The 23670-nt window shown below is 44.7% G+C and carries 17 protein-coding genes; 5 read left to right on the top strand and 12 right to left on the bottom strand.

Annotation, left to right across the window (positions count from 1 at the left end; translation table 11 throughout):
* Positions 1 to 63 precede the first annotated feature (63 nt).
* Positions 64 to 1194, bottom strand: coding sequence for an enoyl-CoA hydratase/isomerase family protein (locus JC525_RS10225; RefSeq protein WP_198815743.1), 1131 nt, complete (start codon positions 1192 to 1194; stop codon positions 64 to 66).
* 49 nt (positions 1195 to 1243) lie between these two features.
* Complete coding sequence (locus JC525_RS10220) at positions 1244 to 2398, bottom strand: acyl-CoA dehydrogenase family protein (RefSeq protein ID WP_198815742.1); 1155 nt, start codon at positions 2396 to 2398, stop codon at positions 1244 to 1246.
* Positions 2399 to 2655: 257 nt separating this feature from the next.
* Here JC525_RS10220 and JC525_RS10215 point away from each other — a divergent pair, with 257 nt between their 5' ends.
* Positions 2656 to 4239: a response regulator gene (locus tag JC525_RS10215; RefSeq protein WP_332874100.1), complete on the top strand. Its 1584-nt coding sequence runs from the start codon at positions 2656 to 2658 to the stop codon at positions 4237 to 4239.
* A gap of 74 nt (positions 4240 to 4313) precedes the next feature.
* Here JC525_RS10215 and JC525_RS10210 read toward each other — a convergent pair whose 3' ends face one another.
* A complete protein-coding gene (locus tag JC525_RS10210; RefSeq protein ID WP_198815740.1) occupies positions 4314 to 5189 on the bottom strand; it encodes an NAD(P)-dependent oxidoreductase in 876 nt (291 codons plus the stop codon).
* Positions 5190 to 5276: 87 nt separating this feature from the next.
* Between JC525_RS10210 and JC525_RS10205 the strand changes: the two genes are divergently transcribed.
* Positions 5277 to 5762: a glutathione peroxidase gene (locus JC525_RS10205; protein ID WP_198815739.1), complete on the top strand. Its 486-nt coding sequence runs from the start codon at positions 5277 to 5279 to the stop codon at positions 5760 to 5762.
* A 44-nt stretch (positions 5763 to 5806) separates the two neighbouring features.
* Positions 5807 to 6832 (top strand): 2-hydroxyacid dehydrogenase, encoded by a 1026-nt coding sequence (locus tag JC525_RS10200; protein WP_233095112.1) that lies wholly within the window; start codon positions 5807 to 5809, stop codon positions 6830 to 6832.
* A gap of 108 nt (positions 6833 to 6940) precedes the next feature.
* On the opposite strand, the gene JC525_RS10195 is transcribed toward JC525_RS10200, so the two are convergent.
* From JC525_RS10195 to JC525_RS10170, 6 genes are all read right to left on the bottom strand, one after another.
* Positions 6941 to 7684, bottom strand: a complete 744-nt coding sequence (locus JC525_RS10195) for a methyltransferase (RefSeq protein ID WP_198815738.1) — start codon at positions 7682 to 7684, stop codon at positions 6941 to 6943.
* Positions 7685 to 7699: 15 nt separating this feature from the next.
* Complete coding sequence (locus JC525_RS10190) at positions 7700 to 8461, bottom strand: Nif3-like dinuclear metal center hexameric protein (RefSeq protein WP_198815737.1); 762 nt, start codon at positions 8459 to 8461, stop codon at positions 7700 to 7702.
* A gap of 258 nt (positions 8462 to 8719) precedes the next feature.
* Positions 8720 to 9343: a TetR/AcrR family transcriptional regulator gene (locus JC525_RS10185; RefSeq protein WP_198815736.1), complete on the bottom strand. Its 624-nt coding sequence runs from the start codon at positions 9341 to 9343 to the stop codon at positions 8720 to 8722.
* A gap of 105 nt (positions 9344 to 9448) precedes the next feature.
* Positions 9449 to 10471: a protease SohB gene (gene sohB, locus JC525_RS10180; protein ID WP_198815735.1), complete on the bottom strand. Its 1023-nt coding sequence runs from the start codon at positions 10469 to 10471 to the stop codon at positions 9449 to 9451.
* Positions 10472 to 10588: 117 nt separating this feature from the next.
* The gene (locus tag JC525_RS10175; protein WP_198815734.1) at positions 10589 to 13114 is read right to left on the bottom strand and encodes an acylase; all 2526 of its coding nucleotides are present in this window, start codon (positions 13112 to 13114) and stop codon (positions 10589 to 10591) included.
* A 242-nt stretch (positions 13115 to 13356) separates the two neighbouring features.
* Positions 13357 to 15954: a VolA/Pla-1 family phospholipase gene (locus JC525_RS10170; RefSeq protein ID WP_198815733.1), complete on the bottom strand. Its 2598-nt coding sequence runs from the start codon at positions 15952 to 15954 to the stop codon at positions 13357 to 13359.
* A gap of 320 nt (positions 15955 to 16274) precedes the next feature.
* Between JC525_RS10170 and JC525_RS10165 the strand changes: the two genes are divergently transcribed.
* Entirely contained in the window at positions 16275 to 17018 is a 744-nt protein-coding gene (locus JC525_RS10165) for a YciK family oxidoreductase (protein WP_198815732.1), read from the top strand.
* Between the two features lie 223 nt (positions 17019 to 17241).
* Here JC525_RS10165 and glnS read toward each other — a convergent pair whose 3' ends face one another.
* Positions 17242 to 18909 (bottom strand): glutamine--tRNA ligase, encoded by a 1668-nt coding sequence (glnS, locus tag JC525_RS10160; protein ID WP_198815731.1) that lies wholly within the window; start codon positions 18907 to 18909, stop codon positions 17242 to 17244.
* A 298-nt stretch (positions 18910 to 19207) separates the two neighbouring features.
* Here glnS and JC525_RS10155 point away from each other — a divergent pair, with 298 nt between their 5' ends.
* The gene (locus JC525_RS10155) at positions 19208 to 20230 is read left to right on the top strand and encodes a LacI family DNA-binding transcriptional regulator (RefSeq protein ID WP_198815730.1); all 1023 of its coding nucleotides are present in this window, start codon (positions 19208 to 19210) and stop codon (positions 20228 to 20230) included.
* A gap of 237 nt (positions 20231 to 20467) precedes the next feature.
* On the opposite strand, the gene JC525_RS10150 is transcribed toward JC525_RS10155, so the two are convergent.
* Together JC525_RS10150 and JC525_RS10145 are read right to left on the bottom strand one after the other, a co-directional pair.
* Entirely contained in the window at positions 20468 to 22168 is a 1701-nt protein-coding gene (locus JC525_RS10150; protein WP_198815729.1) for an alpha-amylase family glycosyl hydrolase, read from the bottom strand.
* A 2-nt stretch (positions 22169 to 22170) separates the two neighbouring features.
* Complete coding sequence (locus JC525_RS10145; protein WP_198815728.1) at positions 22171 to 23652, bottom strand: MFS transporter; 1482 nt, start codon at positions 23650 to 23652, stop codon at positions 22171 to 22173.
* Between the last annotated feature and the right edge of the window lie 18 nt (positions 23653 to 23670).

Here is a 23670-nt window from a genome sequence, read left to right as displayed (position 1 = left end):
CCTTGTTACCACATCGTCATTGGTACACGATGGAGCTAAAGCACCTCTGAAGGCTTTTAAGACTTAAAGCGACGCCAGCGGATGGTTCTCTTTTGTCCAAGGCGAAGTAAAATGATGTTCAATCTCACCTAGGGGCACGTCTTCGACTTGCTTATATTTCCACTTTGGCGACATATCTTTGTCAATCAAAAGTGCTCTAACACCTTCTTGAAATTCACCACTCTCACCACAACGACAAGACATGTCAGCTTCCATTCTAAAGCATTCAGCCAACGACATATCTCCACCTCGCTTGCACTGTTCAAAAACTAGGTGCATCGTAATTGGAGAACCCTTCGCTAATGTGGCTTGGGCTTTTGATAGCCACTTGTTGTCTTGCATGTCATAAGACAGAACCGCATTCACAACCTCAGTAACGTTGTCGCCTTTACATAACTCATTAATCAACGCCATATTTGGTTCGATATTACTCTGAGGCGTATTTTCTGGCGTCGCAAGACCACTTAAGACATGGGTCACCGACTCAGCTAGACTGTCCATTTCGGTGGCGTTCCAAGAATAATTTACGAGTTGCTCAAGCAAATTTTCCTTTTCAGCGCTATTAACCATAATATCAGCTAATCCAATGAAGCAAGCGTCAGCCCCATTCATCTGCCCACCCGTTAAGCCTAAAAATAAACCTGATTTTCCAGGAAGCCGAGGGAGAAAGTAACTACCTCCAACATCAGGGTAAAGTCCGATGGTGATTTCAGGCATGGCTAGGCGAGATGTTTCGGTGACAACACGATGGCTCGCACCGCAGAGAAGACCCATACCGCCGCCCATCACAATTCCACTTCCCCATACAATAATGGGCTTATTGTAGTTGTGAATGGTGTAGTCTAACGTGTATTCAGTTTCGAAAAACGTTTCCAGAAATGCCGGAATTTGTCCGTGAGCCTCAACCATTGAATTGTACATGGAAACGATGTCACCACCAGCACAAAACGCCTTTTCGCCAGCCGAGTCAATAATTACTGCGGCAATATCAGTTCTCGCCTGCCAGCTTTGTAATGCTTTTAGCATAAGGTCTGCCATTTCGAGATCTAGCGCATTCAATGCCTTTGGCTTATTTAAGGTCAACCGGCCTATTTTGAACCCATTTGTTTTCGTACTGATCTCATCAACGATCACAACTGATCCGGCATCTGTCATTACAACTCCTATCGGGAAATCCGTTTATAAACATGAATAAAAAAGGGTTTTACAGTACGCTTCGTTCGTCTGACAGTAAACGCCTACCGATGATCACCCGCATTATTTCGTTAGTACCTTCCAATATTTGGTGAACCCGGACGTCTCTGAAATGACGCTCCAAAGGATATTCTTTTATATAGCCATACCCGCCATGCAACTGCAACGCATCGTTACACACGTTAAAGCCAACGTCTGTTGCAAAACGCTTTGCCATTGCGCAATACGTTGTTTTGTCAGCGTCATCATTATCCAGTTTACATGCGGCCATACGAACCATTTGTCTTGCGGCAACTAATTCTGTTGCCATGTCTGCCAGCTTAAATTGTAACGCCTGAAAACCAGCAATAGGCTTACCAAACTGTTCACGCTCATTCATGTAGTCTCTAGCCACATTTAGCGCTTGCTGTGCGGTGCCAACTGAGCACGTTGCTATGTTAATGCGGCCACCGTCTAAGCCTTGCATTGCCATTTTAAAGCCCTGGCCTTCATCGCCTAATAGCCAACTTGGGTCGAGCTTCACATTATCAAAAGTGATCATTCGGGTTGGTTGTGCGTTCCAGCCCATTTTCTCTTCTGCCTTACCATACTCTATGCCTGCTGCATCAGCGGGAACAGCGAACGCAGAAACACCTTTTGGACCTTCTTCTCCCGTGCGAGCCATAACAACCAGAACGTCAGTACTACCCGCGCCAGAGATAAATACTTTTGAACCGTTTAACACGTATTCACCGCCTTCTTTAACGGCTTTGGTTTTAAGCGACGCCGCGTCAGACCCAGCGCCTGGTTCTGTAAGGCAGTAGGAAGCAAGTTTATCGCCAGAGACCAGTTGTTCACACCATGTGTTCTTAACCTCTTCAGTTCCCCAAGTTGCAATCATCCACGTTGCCATGTTGTGGATCGTAAGCATGGCGGTCGTCGTGGTGCACCCCATCGCAAGTTGTTCAAAAATAATTGAAGAGTCTAGACGCGAGAGCCCCAGCCCTCCTGCACTCTCTGGCGCGTACAGACCACAGAATCCTAACTCCCCTGATTTCTTTATCGCCTCTAAGGGGAAGTAGTGCTCTTTGTCCCACATCGCTGCGTTTGGCGCCAACTCTTGTTGTGCGAATTGACGGGCGGTCTCTTCAAAGGCTAATTGGTCGTCTGTTAAATCAAAATTCATGAGTCATACCTTCAATTGATTTGCTTTTTCATAACAATAACCAATAGCTACCCCTTACGTAAACGTAAAGGTAAATATTCTTTTAAAGTTTATCGTCATTAACGTAAATATTTTGTGACGAGACAGAGAGTGGAAATAGAGACTCGTTCCCATCGACATGAAATCTTGGCCTATTTGCTAATGCACTTTTTCGCAGCTACTGATAATCTAAGCACTTTGCAATCACTCACTAGGTAGCCGTGGAATTTAGAATTGCCATTGTAGAGGATAATGCCACTGCTCGAACGGCGCTTCGAGGGCATCTCATGTCTATTGCAAACTTGGAAGTGAGTAGTTTTGCGACAGGTGTTGAACTTAAGGCCGCTCTCAAAAAACAGAACTTTGAGCTGTTGCTGATGGATTACCACCTCGGTGAAGGCAAAAACGGCGTTGAATGGATTCACAATCTTCGCGAGGCGGGGTTTATTCGGCCAAGTACCGGTATTATCTTCTTAACATCAGACCGTTCCCCACAAATTATCGGTCGTATTATGGACCTGCAACCTGACGTTCTTCTTATCAAACCTTACACAATCGCATCGCTGACTCGGCAAATTAACCACTACTTGACGTACCGAGACTTTATCAAGAACGCATTGCATTCGCTTGATAATAAACAGCCAGACCGTGCGGTTAATATCATTAGAGCGAAGATAAAAGAAGGCATCCCACCTCGTCTTGTTGGAGACATCAGAAAACTTTACGCCCGCCTTCTTGTTGAGTGCGGAGAAATTAGCCGCGCACTTAGCATTTATGAAGACGTGTTGACGCGTTCGGAAAAGGTATTGTGGGCCCAATGGGGCAAAATTAAGTGCCAATATGCTTCGGGCCAGTGGCCAGATTGCAAAAACCATTTAGGTGAATTAGTTAATTCCAGTCTTGCTCGTGATAAAGCCTTTGAATGGTTAGCATCGATTTCCTTCGAGCAAAGCGCGTTTGAAGATGTCGAAAAGTATCTTAATGAAATCAACTTTAGCGAGCTAAGTCTTCCCGCTGCAAAATTAAAAACTATCGCCTTTCAGAAGCAGGACAAAGTCATTGAAGCTATTGACTTGCTTCAGAAAAAAAGAGCGATGCATAGAAGTGCTAAAGACAGATTTATTGACTTTACCTTCGAACTTGCAGAATTTTATCTTTTTTTAGCGGAAGAATCTCCAGAGACAAATCGAACAGAGAGTTTATCTCAGGCTCGTAAGCTAGTAGGTATAGCAGGACGAAGCCAGGGAGATCCTCAAATTCTTCAAAAGCGAGATTACCTCCTTGCCTTCGGCGCAGTGATTGAAAACGATTTAGAGAAAGCGGCGCATCTGCTTGAAGGCGACCACATTGATAACTATTTGCGTACGGAGCCTTCAATATTAGTGATTGCAGCTAAGGTCCATCACGGCTTGGGAGACGAACGTAAAGCGGGCGAATTGCTTCTCATGGCTAAGCAAAAAAATGCTGAGTTACAGGTTATCTCTGAACAAGTCATGAATGATGAACTCATTTTTTCAGGTGGAGAACGCTTAGGGCTGAATCACGAACAAGCCGTTGCGATTAATCAAACTGGCACGCAGCTCTTTATAGAAGGGAGCTTCACAAGCGCAATGAAGCATTTCTATGACGCGTTTCATCTCTCTCCAGAAACTCCTGCCTTTGGCTTAAACTTACTTCAATGCATGATTGAGGCAGACACGGGCGTATATCGAAAGTTTAACCTTAAACAACTCATTGATAAGATAACGACATTGAAGTTAAATGAAACTAGCAAAGCCCGTCTGGAGCAACTTATTCTATCTGGCCAAGAGCAATCGATGTAACGGAATGAATTAAACGGCGACCCTGACTTTTAGCCAGGACCGGCGTAAACCTTTAATTATCTATCAGTAAGTTGTTATTTAAGACGTGTTAACAGGCTAGACGTATCCCAACGCCCACCCCCTAGCTTTTGAACATCGGCATAATATTGGTCAACAAGTGCAGTAAGCGCGAGGGTAGAACCATTTTTGCGGGCTTCATCTAGGGCAATGCCTAAATCTTTTCGCATCCAGTCAACGGCAAATCCAAAATCAAATGTATTGCTTAGCATAGTGCTGGCTCTGTTTTCCATTTGCCAAGATTGCGCAGCCCCTTTGCTTATTACATCAATTACAGCATTACAATCTAATCCGGCTCTTTGGCCAAAATGCAATGCTTCTGAAAGCCCTTGAACGATACCCGCGATGCATATTTGATTCATCATTTTTGCTAATTGGCCGCTGCCGCTCTTGCCCAATAGCTGACTATGTCGAGCGTAATGAGACATTACTGGTTCAGCTTTATCATAGGATCCTTGATCGCCACCAACCATTACGGTCAGTTGACCATTTTCGGCCCCTGCCTGTCCTCCCGAAACGGGTGCATCAAGAAAGCCGATGTTTTTTTCTGTGCAAGCGGCGTAAAGCTCTCTGGCTATATCAGCCGACGCTGTAGTGTGATCCACAAGTACACTGCCCGGCTTCATCACTTTAAGCGCTTGATAGGCGACTTCTTTCACATCGTTATCATTCCCTACACACATGAAAACAATGGATGCATCTTCGCAAGCCTCAGCAACAGTTTCACATGCCTTAACTTGTGCGTCGCCTACTTGATAGGTCGTTACCCAGTCTTTGGCCTTTTGCGCCGTTCTGTTGTAAACCGTTACAGGGTAACCCGCTTTGCTTAGATGGCCGGCCATTGGAAAACCCATAACACCCAAGCCTAAAAAACTCACTTTCAAATTACTCATACAAAATATACTCTAGAAGATAAACATCGATGTTTTGATTACTTAAGAGTAACAGACTTAACAACAACAAAAACATAGGAATTTACTTTGGAACTCTACGCGCATCCCATTACCCGCAATACCGGCGAACAAATCACCCTTGAACGATACAAAGGCAAAGTGTTAATCATTGTCAATACCGCCAGCAAATGTGGGTTCACTCCGCAATATGAAGGGTTGGAGGCACTTTACAAAAAGTATAAAGACAAAGGTCTGGAAATACTGGGTTTTCCATGTGATCAATTTGGTCATCAAGAGCCAGGGAGTGATGAAGATATTGCAGCGTTTTGTAGTTTAAATTTTGGTGTGTCTTTCCCTTTATTTCAAAAAACTATTGTGAATGGTCCTGAGGCAAATCCGCTTTTTGAGTCTTTGAAAAAAGAAGCCCCGGGTCTTTTGGGAACCAAGCGTATAAAATGGAATTTCACGAAATTTCTTGTTAGCACAGATGGCAAGGTGTTAAAGCGATACGCACCCACCGTCAAACCTTCGGCAATAGAAGCAGATATTGTCAAGCTTTTACCTGTTGATTGATCATCTCAACAGGACTTCATTCATCCTTCGTAGGGATAAAGCATATGGCACAGAAAGGTTTATTACTAGACGACAGTTCCAACATAAACGTTGCGTTTTTTAGCACTCGGCCTTATGAAAAACAGGTCTTTACTGAACTGCTCAATGTACGTAATGAAACGTTAACCTCTCCCATAGAGGCAACATTTTTTGAGCATCCGCTAAACCCTTCTACCGCATTAAGTTGTAAAGGATTCTCTGACGTTGTGGTATTCGTAAATGACGATGTAAGCGAAGCTACAATTAGGGCGTTAAGCCAAAATAACGTAAACCACGTAGCGCTTCGTTGTGCTGGCTACAACAATGTGGATGTGGACGCGGCAGCTAAAATGGGGATCAGTGTGAGTCGTGTACCTGCTTACAGTCCTGAAACTGTTGCTGAGCATACGCTAGCGCTTATCCTAACCTTAAACAGAAAGACACACAAAGCCTATAACCGCGTCAGAGAAGGAAATTTTAACTTACAAGGTTTAATGGGCTTTACGCTTCATCAAAAAAATGTCGGCGTTATTGGAACGGGTAAAATTGGTAAAGCGGTCATTCGAATATTAATCGGCTTTGGGTGCAATGTATTGTGCTTTGACCCGACACCGGACGCTTCTATTAGTAACATGGGGGCTAACTATGTTTCATTAGACGAACTGCTATCAAAAAGCGTTATTATTACGTTGCATTGCCCGCTTAATGAGCATAGTCAGCACATAATAAACGCTGACAGCATTGCCAAGATGCAAGACGGGGTCATGCTCATTAACACGTCTCGAGGGGGGTTACTTGACGATACAGCGGTCATAAGGGGCCTAAAGTCGAAGAAAATCGGCTACCTAGGCTTGGATGTTTACGAACGCGAGTCTGAACTCTTCTTTAGCGATCATTCTCAGGAAATCATACAGGATGATGTTTTCCAGCGACTTACGACTTTCCCCAATGTTCTGATAACGGGGCATCAAGGTTTTTTTACTCAGGAAGCGTTGCGTGAAATTGGAGAAATAACCCTAAACAACATACGATATGGCAGCAACAGACTCTAAAGCGTAGCCGCCTTTCGCGTCTAATCTAACCGCTCCCAAAATTGCGCTTCTTTCTTATTTGGGATATCAAAACCAAGAGGCTGCAGTAATGGGAGCAACGAAATGATGTTATGGTTTTTTCATTACCAGATGAAAATATTTGCCAAGCCACATGTATGGTGCGGTTTTGTGATATTGACGTTCCAGTGCCAGTAGTTCGTCGAACTTACTGCTTTGATGGCTTACATCGCGCATATAATCATGAAAGCATCGAATGCCGGCTTTTTCTAACACTTTAAAACCAAGTGTCTCGCAGTGTTCCACTACGCGCATCGCACTTAATGGCTGTTTAGGGTTAAGTCTAACCTGCTTTTTTACTTTCATGCCTTTAGCGATATAGTCAAAGTTACCGTAAATGGCATTCGCAAATAAGTTTGCATCTTGATTAAAGAAGCTAAGACTCAGACACGCCCCACTCTTCATATTGTTAAAAATATAGTCTATTGCATCAAAAGGCGCGTCAAGCCACTCAAGCACTGCGTGGCACACAACCAAATCATAGTCAGCTAAGTCTTCTATCGCCTGCAGGTACTGCTGTCTTATCGTAATGTTGTCTAACCCATTAAGAACGCTAGTAGCTTGTTCGAGCACATCTTTAGACGCATCGGTTAGCGTAACCGTGTGTCCCATTGATGCTAAATGTGCTGTCATCACCCCTGTTCCGCCGCCTATCTCAAGGGCGCGCAGCGGTTTTGCAACATAAGGCGAAAGCACATCACAGAGTAAGGTATGTCTTAGCTTACCTTTTGTTGTACCGTAGATATTATTTGAAAATTTTTCAGCGATTCCATCGAAAATACGATCGTTATTCATTCACCTTACTCTACATCAAGCAGGATTATTGATATCAATAAAGTGAACAGATAAATCAAACTGCTCTGCTATGTGCTCACCTAAAGATTTTACCCCATAGCGTTCGGTGGCATGGTGTCCGGCCGCAAAAAATGTAATGCCCATTTCTCGCGCGGTATGCACGGTCTGCTCAGACACCTCGCCGGTAATAAACGCGTCAACACCAAGGTCAACAGCTTGTTCAATAAACCCCTGGCCGCCCCCGGTACACCATGCTATGGTCGAAATAGGTTTAGTTACAGGGCCCTCTATTAGAACCTCTCGCCCTAATAGCGTTGCTAACTTCGTTTGTAGGGTTTGACCGTCAACCGACTCTTCTAGGTCTCCCTGCATAACAACGCCTAGTGGCTTAACGCTACTGACCGCACTTACATTTACTATTCCTAAAAGCGCAGCAAGTTGACGGTTATTGCCAAATTCAGGGTGTACGTCTAAAGGAAGGTGATAAGCGTAGAGATTAATATCGTTAGCGAGCAGTACTGAGAGACGACGTTTTTTCATGCCGGTAATGACTTGAGATTCACCTTTCCAAAAATAGCCGTGATGGACAATGATAGCGTCAGCATTCTTTTCCACAGCAGCATCAACTAAGGCTTGCGATGCAGTCACGCCCGTTATGATGGTTTCTATATCGCGTGCGCCTTCTACCTGTAAACCGTTAGGGCAATAATCACTTATTTCTTTGACCCTAAGCATGCCATCAAGATAATTCTGTAGTTCTAGATTGGTAATAGACACAAGTCCTCCGGTTGAAAATTAGACAAAAAAGCCAAAAAGCGCTATCGAAAGACGCGAACGTTACTCAAAATTACTATTTATAGACAAACACAAGTAGTTCGTGAATTTGCAGATGTTCACCTTGTCGGCTTGGGTAATTTGTCGTGAAGCGCTACATCAAACTAGTTCAAGGCAGCGCTTTTATAGGTTTTGAATCGTCCGCTATGTTACCAAATTAAAGAGCAAATTCCGCAGAAAAAACATCAAAGAAAGATCGTACTATTTACCAGCTAGCCCCTGCGCTACAAATGGAACGAGGTGCTGAATCACTTCTTCAATATCAACGTGCTTATGAAAATCTGATTCTGCAATCTCTGTTAATGCTTGGCTCGACGCCATAGAAAACACAAAGCTACCCATCGCAAAATGTAAACGCCAGAATAGCTCTTCCTCCGGTAATTCAGGAAGGCAACGCCTTATAGCGTCAACGAGCGCACGGATACAGTCACCATAATCGTTCATTAAAAACTTACGCAAGTGCCCCTGCGTTTCGTTATACCCGCGCCCTAATAGTTTTACAAAGGTTGCTGTGCCCTGTTCTGAGAGCGTATTAAGATTTATCATAGGTGGGATGAGTGAATAAAGTAGCTGCTCTACACCTTTCACGCCCTCAATGTGCGGTAGCAAAGCTAGACAGGATTTCACTTCTGGCATAAGCTGGTCGAAATAGCGCTTAAAAACCGCTTGAATGAGGTTTTTCTTGCTGCCAAAGTGGTAATTTACGGATGCAAGATTGACTTCAGCTCTGGCAGTAATTTCTCGCATCGAAGTTTGCGTAAACCCGCTTTGAGAAAACAAATATTCAGCCGCATCCAATATATCGGTTTTAGTATGCCGTGCCATATTCTTCTTATTATCTTTCTTGTAGGTTGAAAAACGTAACTCACGCCTGCCTTATTAAAAAACCGGCGAGATACCGAACTTTCAGTCGCAGACGTGAGCTTGACATTAAAACCAGTGACGGGCTTTATTCATGGTTTTCATAAAAACACGCTCAATAACATTTGCTGCCGACATGCCAAGCTTCTCTGCAACATTCTTTTTCACTGAATATTTAACGCTAAAGATTTCTCGCGCTGGATAGTGAGAAAGGATGTAATCATCTGATGTAGTGATGTCGTCAACTAAGCCTAGCGCTTTAGCTTTAATGCCTGGCCAATATTCGCCGGTTGCCACCTTGTCTATATCCATATCTGGGCGCTGACTTTGTACGAAGTCTTTAAACAGCACATGAATTTCTTCAATCTCTTCTTTGAATTTTGCGCGACCTTCATCGTTGTTTTCGCCAAATACCGTTAGCGTTCGCTTGAATTCACCCGCGGTATGCTGTTCGAATTCAATATCGTTCTTCTTTAATAACTTATTAAAATTGGGGAGTTGAGCCAGTACCCCAATGCTCCCGATATATGCGAATTGAGAGGCAAGAAGGTTATCGGCTACGCACGCCATCATATAGCCACCGCTTGCGGCAACTTTATCTACAGCAATGGTTAGCTTTATCTCTTTTTCTTTAATTCGTTGAAGCTGTGACGCTGCGAGTCCATAGCCATGTACGACGCCACCGCCGCTTTCAAGGCGAACCAGCACTTCATCTTCTTTGCTAGCAACACATAGAATAGCCGTGATTTCTTCACGTAAGTGTTCAACTTCATGCGCATCCATTGAGCCTTTAAAGTCGATTACATACATACGAGATTTTTTGGTATCGTCGCTTTTTTCTTTACTCTTGGCTTTCGCTTCTTTTTTCTGTTCTTTGGCCAGCTTTTTCAGTGCATTTTTGTCTAACAGAACCTGCTTAGCGTAGTTAGTGATGTCATTTAACTGCTCTGAAATAGACACGATTTCAAGCTGCCCTTTTCCCTGCTTTTGCTTGCTTGCGACACCAACTATGGTTGAAACAACCACTACGAAAGCAATTACTAGCGTCACTGCTTTAGCAACAAACAAACCGTATTCGTACAAAAACTCCAAACTCTACTCCTAGTAAAATAAGCGGGTGACGTTAAGTCACACCCTCTACGTAAATAGCGACCTTACCGATTAACGGCAAAGTCGCTGTTTTCATTACGCTATAATACCAGTCTCACGCTAGTCTGACGATAGGTTAAGCTGCTCTATCTTATTGGCTTCAATTTCCTCTTCTGTGAAAAAGATATCTCTCAATGTCGGTTGTTCAGAGTAAAGTTGAGTTTGGTCTAAGAAGTGCTCACTGCCATACTTACGTGATTGTGAGTAAGTCAATATACCGCGTCCTTTTGGTCCATTGTCAGTAAAGTTAATGACCATTGCCCAACTCGTGCCATAGTTTATGTGATACCCCTTAGCTTCAGCGCTCATCGCAGTTCTATTGTTAATAGGCTCGTAGTTGTGTCTAGGCAATAGGGTTCCATTTCTATTGCTACTAACATCAAAAACGTTAAAGCCACCCTCAATATTATGCGCGCCAGCCCACGGCAGTTTTATGCCTGAAGCCGTTCCATCAGGAAGACTACGCTCAACAAACTGCACATCACCAAGGGGCGCATCGAAAGCAACCCCTGCCTGCTCGATAACCTGGGTTGCTCTAGCTAAATGTTGAAGAGTAACTTCGTTTTTAACCAAGCCAGATGGCGTGCTGACAGGCGCATCGAGGGAGAAAGGTGTTTCCCATTGTGGCGCTTGATTAAATTGAAAAGCAAACTCTCTGAACACATGGGCTCCTGTGCTTGCCAGGTTCATTGTGCCATCCCAGTCCTCAAGTGCAGCGCAAGCTTGTGATACATCCACACTGGTACCGTCTACATCTACTAGAGTATCACCCTGCTCTGCACATATCGAAAGTAAAGAGGGCAAAATATTTTCTGCTAAATAACTTCTGTTATTAAGCAGCAAACCTTCTACTTCCTCTGGCGTGAAAGTACCGTCGCTCCCAGCTTCATTTTCAATAAACTGTTGACCCATGCGCGAGCGCAGTGATTGTTGGTTGTTTACATTACCGAAAAGCGGGTTACTGACCAGAATAGGCGAATCGAGATTAGTTAGCCAATAGCTATCATTAGAGTTTTGTACCGAGTCAGTACCTTCGTATTTTGGCGCTTCGTCGTAAGGCACAGGCCCTTCGAAATCAAACTGAGAAATATTTCCAGGTAAAACCGTGAACCCTGCAGCCGCTTTAGTTTGGATAAGCAACGGATTTGTTGTGAGCTGCTCTATCGCTGTTTCAGTTAAATTAGGAACGGTTGAGTCATCAATATAAAAAACCTGACCATCAGAAGAAGCCGCCATAGTGTTATTAAAAATAACGCCATCATAATCTTTAAACGCCTGCTTAAATTCATCCATTGACGTTGCCATGTTCATGGCAAGCCAATGATCAACGATATCGAAATTGGGTAAGTTGGCATCTTTTATTGCAAACGCGTTATTCCCCGTCCAATCAAAGTTACCTGGCACTTCTATCATAGGCCCGTAGTTGGTGTAGTAAGCCGTTTTATTAAGCTTAATTGTCTGCCCACCACCTACAGCAACATCTATCTGCAGAGGCTTTTCATAAATAGTTCGTCTATTGCCGTCAACAACATGGGTAAGGCCAGATTCATCGTTTTCATCAAGAGTGAGTTGATAAACCACAAAATGTTCGGCTGTAGAGAATGTATGTGTCCATGCAACGTTCTCATTAAACCCAATATTAACTGCACCTGGCAAACCCATTAACGAGCCACCTGTAACATTTAAATGACCCGGTACTTGAGCATGAAAATTCCAGAAACGAAGGTTACCGGTATGAGGAAAATGTGGGTTTCCAAGAACCATGCCTTTTCCGTTGGTTGTCTTGTCACTGCCTAGACCCCATCCATTTGAACCCATTTCCTGAGGGTTTCTCTCAGGTAAAGTCACAGTTGGCGCAATCTTAACAGAAGCAGCGATCTCGCTTGTTGATGCTGCAGGTGTGGGCAAGTAACTTTCACCCTCAGGTGCAGCAATAAACATTGGCCCAAGGAAATTAGCCGCTCCAGGAAGAAGCGCTACACCCAGTGAATAGGTTAAAAGATCAACACTGTCTATTTCAGTTACCCATGGCTGGCCGGCACAACTTTGGTCTTGCTCTTCAATTGGTGTTTCGCTTAAATAACGGTTGTAGCCCGCGGTATAACCCTGAAACATAGCTCGTGAGTTCGCTGACAGTCTCGGCAAATTCTCTTCGGCCAGCTCTCTTATGCCTAGTGTCAAAAAGCCAAAGTCATTAATAAGGTGCTCGGAGTCACCACTACCGGGGTTTAGGTCCGGTCCATAATATTTGGCGCGTTCTGAGTTGTATTTCAGTATTTGATCTGACAATACACAAAGATTATCTCGTGCAAAAGCGTAACCAACGCCGTAAGCCATACTCTCTAAATTATCCGCTTTAACATGCGGAACCCCGTAAGTCGTCCATCTAATATCGGCTGAAAGAGAACCGTCAGGCGAAAATGCTGGAATTGGTGCTGGTGTAGGGTCTGGCGTGGTTGGCGGGGTTGGTGCCGGTTGCTCTATGTTTGAGAAGTCGTTGTCGTTGTCTCCACAAGCCGCCAACAGCGTCGCAAGAGAGAGTGCAATAAGCGTTCGTTTAGCGGTAAACGTATTTTTATTAATCATCGCATTGAATCCCTGTAATAAATGAAAAGGTCCTTCACTCTTGCTACATACATAGCCTTTCTATGTGTGAAATAAGTAGCAATCGTCAAACTGATCCGACCTAAATTTTACACTACATTAACACCATGAGACATTCAAATAACATTATAGTTTTTATACGAAAAAGCCGGCTGCAAGGCCGGCTTTTGCTACTTTAAATGTAAGCAGTTGTTACATCGTATTTTACACAACTAATTACCTTTTTAGTTTGCTATAACGCTCTCATCCGAAATTGGTAGCGCTAATGCATCAGAAGCAATATAGCCCGCCACTTCTTTTTGCATCTCGGTGGTTACTGCTGCACTTGCTGTTGGGCTTAAGCTAGATGCATGTGCGCCACTGTTGAACAGTACCAAACCGCTGATTGGGTCTGTGCCCGGACCTTGGGTGGTAGTCACTTGCTCTAAACCAATGGTAGAAGCGAGTGGAAGCTGACCTGAGAGCGGCAATGCTGTCGATACAGGAATCACCTGATCAGGTAGGTTTTGCTCGCTACCATCGCCTACCACCGTCATCATATGTACGGATGTATTACTACCCAATGTCTGAGCGTAGTTAGTTGGATCACCGGCATCCATGACTGTTTGTGCAGCAAAAGCGAATTCAGCGAACACTGCATTAACAGCAGCTGCTTGCTCTGGCGTCAAATTGTCTTCGAATACGGCAACCGCAGCGCGAAGTTGCTCTTCGCTCACGTCAGATGTTTCATACAGCTGATTAAGCAGTGCTACAAAGTCCTCAGATGCCTGAGACAACAATAAGCCTTTAATTAATGGGCCAAAAGCAGCAGATTCTAGTAAGAATTGCGCCACGCCGCCTCCTGGAGATTCGAGCGAAGCTTGTCTCACAGCAAACATACCGTCAAGCGCCGCTAAGTCACCACCCATCGACGTGTTAGCAACTGCCGCGAAGTTACCGCCTGTAATCGCACCAAGTGATACACCCATGATAGAAACACGAGACATATCAAACTTAACGTTTTGTGCAGCAGTGGTATCTACAACGGCGTTTAGACCTAAGCGTAGACCAAGTAAATCAGATACACTTTGGCGCAAATTATCCCGCGCAGTAGGCAGACTTGCGAGGTTCATGTAGTGCGTGGCGCTTACGGATGTAGCGTTAAGGTCGTCAGTACCATCTCCATTTAAATCAAAGCCGCGGCTACCGTGTAAGGGTTGGTCAATGGCTACAGACGCAATACCTGCCAGCGACAACGTTCCCGTTATGGCAAGCATGTCTTCTTTTTGACTAGTAATGCCGTGCGCCAAAATAACGACCGGCCACCCTGCTTCAGGCATACTAATCGGGAAGCCTAATGCACCTGCAATTGCCGGATCTGGGATCGTTACCTGAACGTCTAGCGTTTCTGTACCCATGTTTCCGCCCGTAGGCTGTGGATACGGGTTAAATTTAGTAATGTTTCTTGCGTTATCAAGCATTTCGCCATTAATTCGAACGTCAGCAAGTCCTAGCGAAGAACACATAGCTGCATTTGGACCAGGCTCTGCATTTGCAAGTAGCTCCTGCGGTGCGCCGGCTAGTACAATGCCGCTGTCACACGCTGCTTTCCAGAAGTCATTTACCGGTGCTAATGGGTTTTCAGCGCTTGGTACACCTAGGAAATAAGGTAATGCGATGTTACCTTCATAGCGCTGTGCTGCGCAGAATGGCCCTGCTTGCGCCAAGATACCCGTAGATACACCGACTGCAAAATCATTTAGCGCACCCCATTGAGATTCGAGCTGACCAGACACCGTACCGCCCAGACCTGCGCACGTCTCCAACGCGCTAAAGTCAGTTGCATCAATGGCAGCTTGAATGTTATCTGGTAAACCTTGCTTACCCAACTCAACCGCGCCTGCAACAACTGCCTCGTTAACCAATCCAAGCGCTTCCATCGCATTTGGCGCTGCAGAAACGTCGCTAACCGTAATGACTGGAAGTGCTGTTGGTGCTGAAGGGTCACCACCAGCAGCAAGTTGTGCAAATCGACTAATCATCACCTTTTTGATCGTATCAAGTGAGTTAGCTATTGACTGAGTTGTGAAGGCAGATACGTAAGTAATGTCTTCACGGTCATAACCTGCACCAAGCACCGGATTAACTAATGAATTTACTAGGCCCTGCAATTGAAGCTGTGCATCGCTTGATAAAGGGTTGGAGTTAATGTCTTGTCTAACTGAGTCCCAGGTTGTTGAACCTTGTACAGACTTGCCAGAGGAATCTTTCAAATCAGTGGTCATGACAAGCATGTAGCCTTGAGCAGATTTGAGCGGTTTTAATGGAACAAATGTAATAGTGTTGCTGTCCGCTAGACTAAGTACATAATCAACGCCAAAGGTAAGTTGATCACCAAGCTTACAACCCGCTGATGGCGTAGACACTTGTGCGCAGTCTGGGTCGCTTTGGTCAAGACCGAGAGTCGCTTCAAATAGCAATACGCCAGATGCTAGTGTACTTTCATCAAGCGACGCACCCGGAGGCGTTTGTACGTTGATAACAAACGGGTGTTGCGTAGACCAACCGTCTAAAACGTTAAGTGCGTTTTGCGGGTCGGCGAAATCGGTAGGGTCAGCCACCGGAATATTTAGTGTGTAATCGAAGAAACCGTCATCGCCAGGAAGCATAAGCAGGTCGTTCGGAATATTTAGGTTCCCTGTTGCCGGGTCAAAAACGATTCGTGAAAATGGGGTTTGAACTTCTGTTTCGGCCTGAATGTCGGAAAGGGTTTCATCGGAGCCACCACAGCCTGCCAGACCCAGCGCAAGGGCCACACTGGAACTTAATACGAGTTTTCTCATCTCTACTCCCTACAAGCATTGTTGTTATTCTGTGTTTAAAACCTAATTCTTTTAAAAGTAGCCTGCTGTGCATTTTCTTTACAGGTTTAATTAATGGTTTTAAACATGTTAGACCAGTTGTATCTTCCTCAATCTTATTGACTTTGTTGCAACTTTGCAAAGTTTTGTTAACTACTTTTGTTAACTTTTTTTACGTTTGAAGAAATTTTCATTCATTGATTTACTTGTGAGTCAGGCTGGGTATGATCTCTCCCCTATTTTTGAGATGGGTACAAACACCCTTATCACTGCGATAAAAATTAACCTTTTCAAGGATTACAATGAACGACTACAACGCACCGGCTGATTTATTACGGGACAAAGTTATTCTAATTACAGGCGCTGGCGATGGAATTGGCGCACAAGCAGCTAAAACTTATGCTGCTCACGGCGCAATTTGTATATTACTGGGCCGCACCGTGTCTAAGCTTGAAGCTGTGTACGATGAGATTGTCGCTGCAGGCGGGCAAGAGCCTGCCATTGTTCCACTTGATATAAAAGGTGCAACACCCTCGCATTATCAGCAAATGACACAAACTATCATTGACCAGTTTGGTCGATTAGACGGTGTACTTCACAACGCTGGAATTTTGGGTCATTTGAGTGCATTTAAAGACATTGATGCGCAAGAATGGCAAGACGTCATGCAGATAAACCTCAATGGTATGGTATATATGACACAGGCGCTTATAGCTGCTCTAGAGAAAGCCGATAATGCTTCAGTGATTTTCACAACATCCAGCGTAGGTAGAAAAGGCCGCGCGTTTTGGGGGACCTACGCCGTATCAAAATTTGCAACAGAAGGCGTTATGCAAACCCTAGCAGATGAGTATCAAAATAAATCGCTGCGCTTTAATTGTATTAACCCAGGTGGTACTCGTACTCACATGCGCGCGCAGGCTTTTCCAGCGGAAAACCCTGAAACACTCAAAACGCCAGCGGATATCATGCCTATGTACTTGTACCTAATGGGTGATGAAAGCAAAAAGGTAAACGGTCAATCCCTTGATTGCCAGCCAAAGTAATGGGTCAAAAGGCTGATTGGCGTGGTTACGGAAAAGTACACAAAGCGTTAACTTTAGCTGAGATGTTACTTCCTGTTGACGGGATGAATGGTAAAGCGATGAAATGAACACACATCGACTCAACCAAAGCCATAGATACATTTCTCGCTAAATAAAAAACCGCTTAAGTTTGCACTTAAGCGGTTTTTTGGTTGCGACGTTTGCGTTCTCTTACACGCTTAGCTTACTCGCCTATTTTTGCCCACGTGTCTCTAAGGCCGACCGTTCGGTTGAAAACAGGTTTGTGGTCTGTGCTGTCGTTGTCTACACAGAAATATCCCATGCGCTCAAACTGCCATGCACTAACTTCTGGGACATTATTAGCCAAGCCAGCTTCAACCCAACCTTGTTTTATTTCCAACGATTCGGGGTTAATAGCATCGGTAAAGTTTTCTTCCGCAGCAGGGTTAGGTACGTTAAATAAGCGGTCATAAAGCCTAAATTCAGCCGCCTGCGCGGTTGCCGCATCCACCCAGTGAATAACGCCTTTCACTTTGCGTCCGTCAGTTGGATCCTTACCCAACGTCTCAGAGTCGAAGGTGCAGTAAACGGTTGTTACGTTACCCGCTTCATCTTTTTCAACTCGATTAGCTTTCACCACATATGCGTTGCGAAGGCGTACTTCTTTGTCTAGCACTAGGCGTTTGAATTTTTTATTCGCTGATTCGCGAAAATCTTCCGCTTCAATATATACTTCACGGCTAAATCCAATGTTACGCGTACCCATACTCTCATCGTTTGGATGATTAGGCGCAACCAGTGTTTCCGTCTTGCCTTCCTCATAGTTTTCGATAACCAACTTGATGGGGTCTAGAACGGCCATGGCACGAGGAGCATTAGTGTTTAAGTCGTCGCGAATACAAGCTTCTAACATGGACATTTCAACCATGTTATCCATCTTAGTCACGCCAATGCGCTTACAAAACTCAACGATAGAACCAGGTGTGTAGCCGCGGCGGCGCAGACCGGCAATGGTTGGCATACGCGGGTCATCCCAACCATTGACGTGATTCTCTTCCACTAACTGAATCAGGCGGCGTTTACTTAATACCGTATACTCGAGGTTTAGACGAGAAAACTCATACTGACGCGGCGTGCAATCAATACTGATATTCTCGATAACCCAGTCATAGAGACGACGGTTATCTTGGAACTCTAGCGTACACAATGAATGCGTAATGCCTTCAATGGCATCTGAAATACAGTGGGTAAAGTCATACATCGGGTACACGCACCATTTATCACCAGTTTGGTGATGGTGAGCGTGTTTAACGCGATAAATAACCGGATCACGCATGCACATAAACGGCGATGCCATGTCTATCTTTGCACGCAGGCTGCACTCACCTTCTTTATATTCGCCTGCCGTCATTTTAGCAAACTCACTAAGGTTCGTTTCAACGTCTGTATCGCGATAAGGGCTGTTCTGACCAGGCTCTTTTAGCGTACCGCGCATTTCGCGCATCACTTCTTGCGCTGAAAAATCTACGTATGCCAAGCCTTTTTCTATAAGCTCAACGGCATATGCGTGCAGTTGGTCAAAATAATTTGATGAATAGCGCGCTTCGCCATCCCAAGTAAAGCCAAGCCACTGAACGTCTTCTTTTATTGAGTTGACGAAAGTGATGTCTTCTTTTGCAGGGTTAGTATCGTCAAAGCGTAGGTTGCACGTTCCTGTATAGTCTTGTGCAATACCAAAATTCAAGCAAATCGACTTAGCATGGCCTATATGTAAAAAGCCATTTGGCTCGGGCGGAAACCGAGTTTTAATAGCATTGTGTAGGCCACTAGCCAGGTCTTTATCTATAATCTGGCGGATAAAATTGGTCGGACGGCTTTCAGTCTCGGCCATTCGCTTGTTCCCCTTATGCACGTAATATTTCAAAATCTCGTCGAGTATAACACTCTCGCAATTACTTCAACCATGTTTTCTTCAAAGAAGCCTGACAAGTGGTCGAATTAAGAGCGATCCAGATGTTGAGCGTTGGCTTTACACGTTAACGAAGTCAGCTAAAACATAGGTAAAGGCTCACGGTTGTTTCACTTTGCGTGCCAAGTGAACGCCTGCACAGCAAAAAGCACGCCTTGGTTGAAAAATATGTTAATCTAAAACCGCGACAACATTGTCGTAGCAGCAAAAAATGGTGTTTATGAAAGAAAAAGCAACCTCTTTTGATATTGCCCATCTGGCAGGGGTTTCCCAATCTACCGTGTCGCGCGCGTTAAATAACAGTCCGCTAGTAAACCAAGAAACTCGCGACCGGGTTCAGCGTATCGCGCGGGAACTCAATTACAAAGTTGATAAGAACGCCAGTAATTTGAGAAAGCAAAAGAGCAGCACAATAGCCCTACTCTTGTTTGAAGATCCCACGTCTGATGATTCGATGATTAATCCGTTTTTTTTAGCGATGCTGGGCAGTATCACTAGGGCCTGTGCCCATGCGAATTATGATTTGCTAGTCTCGTTTCAAAATTTAGATGACGACTGGCACGCTGAATATGAGGACTCGAATAAGGCGGATGGCATTATTTTGTTGGGGTATGGCGATTACACTGATTATCAAAACAAGGTTGCTCAATTAGAATCACAAGGCACCCATTTTGTTCGTTGGGGAGCGCCAGATGAAGCACACCCAGGGATCAGTATTGGTTGCGATAATTACCAAGGCGGGCAAAGCATAACTGAACATCTTATAAAGTTAGGTAAACGTTCATTTGCTTTTATCGGCGATAATGGTGAGCACGCGCCTGAATTTAAAGCGCGATTTAACGGCTATTTTGACGCCCTCAAAAAGCACGGACTGAGTAGCACAAGCGTGCAAAGAGACGCTATATCCACTGAGGATGCAGGCTCTCAAGCCGTAAAGTCATTACTTGAAAGCGGTGAGTTACCCAATGCATTTGTTTGCGCATCGGACCTCATCGCCATGGGTGTATTAAGAGCGCTGAGACAAGCCAACGTGAATGTTCCTGACGATGTTGCTGTAGTTGGCTACGATAACATTGCAGTGTCTGCATACACTACTCCCTCGCTTACGACTGTTCAGCAGAATACCAAACTTGCCGGCGAGTTACTGGTGAATACCCTGATAAAAGCCATAAACAACGAAGACGTTCAAGATTATTTAATGCCTGCGGATATTATCATTCGTCAATCTTGTGGCAGCGAGTAAACGTCTGCCATTTAAACGTTCATAAATAGTAGATTACACATAAAGAAAGCCCCTAAACAATTGGGGCTTCTTTAGGTTCAAACTTTTACGCGAGCCTGTGAAGCTGCTTTTGTATTACGATTCTGACGTAGCTTGACCGCAATAGTAAGCGTAAGGTCTATAACACTGTATCATTAATCGTTAATCGTTAATCATCAACGCCCAACTCGTTTACACAGTGCTGTAGTAGGTTTACCCCTATTGACGGGCCAACTGATACGTAATTTGCGTAATTAAATCACGGCTGCTGACCTCTCCTTTACGCACCCACACATGAACGCCATTTGGCTCGACGGTTGCCTTTAACGAAGTGCCGTTAGCTACAGACTGCGTCTGTCCAGACAGTTGCTCTACCCAATCGCCGGACTGCATAAAGTCTTTAATATCGAACGACTGTACTGAATTCCCCTTGTTCAGTAACACTAGAGCTGTTTCTTGCGCGTCCTCGTTATCTATTACACGATAAAATGCCGCTCGATGGCCGTTAAGTTCAAGGTTTACCTGGACACCCCGCTGCAGCGCAACTGTGTTTTTGCGCACATTGGCAATTTTTGTTAGCGCCTGATGGATAGCATGATCCTTTGCTTGGTCTAGGCGTTCCTGCCCCACATAGTTACGGTTTCCTGCATGTTCAGTTGTGCCCCGCATAAAGCCTATTTCAGAGCCCATATAAACCACCGGAATGCCTCGAACCGTAAACAGCCAGTTATGCGCGTTAATAAAGCCTTCATCAGTCGCATTCATTCGCGCCATATCGTGGTTATCATAAAACGTTGTTAGTTCATATACGTTGTTATAAGGGCCGTGAGTAAGGTGAAGTACCTTCTCTAAGTCAGCAAAATCGCTCTCTAGCGGCTTTTCAAAAACACTTACCATGGCTTTTTGCATCGGAAAGTCGAGAACGCTGATGCCGCCATTTTTAGGTAGTGTATGCTGTGCAATATTGTTGGCTTCATAATCGAATGCTTCGCCAAACATAAAGAAATCAGGGTGCTGCTTGCGAATGCGGTCAGAAGCCTCTCGCCAAAACGCATGGGGAACATGCCTGATTGTGTCTATTCTAAACGCATCTGCACCTTGAGAAATCCAATAAAGATAACTGTTTATCAGATAATCGCGTACCGCCGGGTTCTCATCATCTAGATTAGAAAGTTTTACTAAATCTCGATAGTCATGAAAAAAGCTATGTAGCGGGTTGTTTTTAGGGTCTAAATCTTCAGGCGCAAGATTTTGATGATCAGCAACTAAGTTTCCATTCTTATCATAAATTTCACCATAGCCCGGTAAGTCTTTTTCCATTGTGAAGCTTGGCGTGCCGTGATTCGCTACAATATCAAATACTGACTTAAGACCGTGTTTACGCATTTTAGCGGTATAGTCACTGACACTTAAATTGTCGCTAACCAAATGCTCGTCCGCTTTATAAAAGTTTGTTGCCCAGTAGCCGTGGTAGCCGGTTTTCCCACCGTCTTTAAATGCACCGCCGTAAGTGATGGGTTCATCACCATTGAACGCATAGTCAGGGTTATCGTGTACAGGCGTCATCCACACTGCTGTGAAACCCATATCTTTGATGTAATCGGCGTTATTCAAGATACCCTGTAAATCTCCGCCCATGTAGCCTACATAGGCTTTTTTGCCATCCGGGCCTTCAAGCGGCAGTTGCCACGTAGGGTGTTCCCCCCCCTGACTTTCATGGTTATTGTAAGGGTCACCGTCAACAAATCTATCGGTAACTACAAAATAAACCGCTTCACTCGCGAACGGGTTACTCGTACCCACAACGTCGAAGTTTTCCGTGCTTTCATTACTGCCAATTGTGGGGGCCGATGTGCTCGTGCATGCCGTGCAAAACATTCCGGCAATGGTTAAGGCAATTGCTGTGCGATTGAAAGACATAGTTAAGCTCCCTGTGCTGCTTCAAGTTCTTGTTTGTCAGCTTCCTTCACAAAGAATACTGAGGCAGCGCCAATCAACATGGAAACGCCCGCTACAACGATGATGTATTTAGCATCGTTATCAAATACGCTGCTTAAAATCCAGCCCGCCGTTAAACCCGACACAATTTGTGGCGCAGCAACAGTAAAGTTAAAAATGCCCATATACACACCGGTTTTATTGGCAGGCAATGCACCTGCTAGCATGGCGTAAGGCATAGCGAGAATTGCAGCCCAGGCAATACCCACACCTATCATAGGAATAAGTAGTTTTACCGCGCCTAGCGGCACTGTTACTTCTGTGATTAATAAGTTTACGTTCACCATAGTCAGATCTTGAAATAGTAAGAAGCTTACATAGCTAAGGCCGCCTAGGGCTAATGAACTTGCATACACCGTTCTTCGACCGAACTTATCAGCTAATTTAGCAAGAAATATAGAGAAGATAGCCGCAAACACTGAATAGGCCGCGAACAAGATTCCGACCCAGTCGCCAGCAGCACCTTTGGCCATGATTATGGTTTCAGGAACCATAGGGGCAGCAGCGATGTAGGCTGGATCAAACCACTGCTTATCGACATTCCAAATGTGCTGGGTAATGGCAGGCGTGGTGTAAACCCACATAATGAAAAGTGCAAACCAAGAGAAAAACTGCACAACTGCAAGCTGCTTCATGGTTTTTGGCATATCCTTCACCAGACGGAAAAATTCGCTTAAACGCTGACCTAACGGCGCTTTTGGCATTTTTTCGTGCACCGGTTCCTCATTGGTGAGGCCTTTGTACCGATTGTATTCCTCTGGTGCGTACTCTTTTGTTCGAACTACCGTCCAAATTACCGTACCAAGCAGCACAGTGGCACCGATATAAAATGCCCACACGACAGAAGGCGCGACCTCGCCCATTTGCGCAGTATTTTCTAAACCAACGACATTGGTCAGCACAAATGGCAGTATAGAGCCAATCACAGCACCAATGTTGATAAGTAACGACTGAATTGAATATCCAACGTTGCGTTGTGAAGGCGGAACCATGTCCGATACCAACGAACGAAACGGCTGAAAGCACACATTAAACGACGCATCCATTAGTGCAACCATTAATGCGCCCATTAGCATAGGTGCTAAAAATGCGACAAAAATGGGCGCGTTCGGCAGCAAAATCATGCCGAGTACGGCTGCGATAGCGCCGGCTAAGATAAAGGGACGGCGTCGCCCGAGACGATTCCATGTTCGATCTGATGCTGACCCTACAATAGGTTGTACTATCAACCCCATAATAGGCGCTACAAGCCAAAACAAGGATAAGGAATGAAGGTCTGCTCCTAAGTCAGAAAGAATACGACTGACGTTTGCATTTTGCAGTGCGAAACCAAATTGAACACCCAGAAAGCCAAAGCTGACGTTCCATATTTGCCAAAAAGAAAGGCGTGGTTGAGTTGTTTGCATACGTTGCTCTATTTATTG

Source organism: Alteromonas sp. IB21, assembly GCF_016405965.1.
GTDB lineage: Bacteria > Pseudomonadota > Gammaproteobacteria > Enterobacterales > Alteromonadaceae > Alteromonas.
This window is presented reverse-complemented; position numbering and strand designations above follow the sequence as displayed.